This window comes from Rhizobacter sp. P2_H2 (assembly GCF_056403375.1).
Genome location: NZ_JBFUFP010001434.1, coordinates 1 through 1,092, shown reverse-complemented (window position 1 = coordinate 1,092; position 1,092 = coordinate 1). Strand labels below are relative to the sequence as shown.

The following is a 1,092-nucleotide window of genomic DNA, read 5'->3' as shown; positions in this document are numbered from 1 at the left end:
CCGAAGCACGATGCGGCGTTCCTGGGGCTGCTGCTGCAGGAGACCTGGCGCACCGTCGCGATCGCGACGGCGGGCCTGGCACTGGCGTGGGGGGTGGCGGTGCCCCTGGCCTTCCTGGCGACGGCGCGCCTGTCGCTCAGTGCGATCGCGACGCCGATGGGCCTGCTGCCGGCGCTGCTGCGGCAGGCGATCCGCTGGGTGCTGGTGGTGCTGCGCTCGATCCCCGAGCTGGTGTGGGCGCTGCTGTTCGTGCGGGCCGTGGGCCTGGGCCCGACCTCGGGCGTGCTGGCGATCGCGATCACCTACGGCGGCATGCTGGCCAAGGTGTATGCGGAGATCCTGGAAAGCAGCGACCCCGCGGCCACCCAGGCGCTGCTGCGCAACGGCAGCGGGCGCCTGCAGGCGCTGTGGTTCGGCGCGCTGCCGGAGTGCGCCGGCGAGCTGGTCAGCTACACGGTGTACCGCTGGGAGTGCGCGATCCGCTCGTCGGTCGTGCTCGGTTTCGTCGGCGCGGGCGGCCTGGGCCAGATGCTCGACAGCTCGGCGAAGATGTTCGCCGGCAGTGAGGTGAGTGCGATCCTGCTGGTGTTCGTCGCGCTGGTGTGGGCGAGCGATCGGGTCAGCGCGCTGTTGCGGCGGGTGATGGCATGACGCGCCCCGAACGGTCGTGGTCCGGGTGGCTGGTGCTGGCCGGCGTGCTGGCGCTGGTCGTGGCGAGTTTCGCGAGCCTGGGGCTGCACTGGCGCGAATTCTTCGCGCCGTCCGAGCTCGTCAAGCTGGCCGGGTTCGGTGCCAGCTTCTTTCCGCCGGAGATGTCTCCCGCGTTCCTGCGGCGCACGCTGGAGGCGGCCGGCGAGACGATCGCGATGTCGCTGCTCGGCACCGTCCTCGCCGCGGCTGCCGGGGTGTGCATGGCGCTGCCGGCCAGCGCCCGCGGAGGGCGGGTGGTGGCGCTGCTGCACGGCGGCGCACGCCTGCTGCTGAACGCGCTGCGTTCGATCCCCGAGCTGGTGTGGGCCTCGCTGCTGCTGATCGCGGCCGGGCTGGGCCCGTTCCCCGGCACGCTGGCGCTGGCCTTGCACACGACCGGCG

The 1,092-nt window shown here is 73.0% G+C and carries 2 protein-coding genes; both read left to right on the top strand.

Annotation, left to right across the window (positions count from 1 at the left end):
* The coding region (locus AC1D15_RS33730) for a PhnE/PtxC family ABC transporter permease (protein ID WP_477829491.1) at window positions 1-651 on the top strand (651 nt) is incomplete at its 5' end.
* Window positions 648-1,092, top strand: a 445-nt coding sequence (locus AC1D15_RS33725) for a PhnE/PtxC family ABC transporter permease (protein ID WP_477829490.1), incomplete at its 3' end; no start/stop codon positions are given. The genes AC1D15_RS33730 and AC1D15_RS33725, both read left to right, overlap by 4 nt.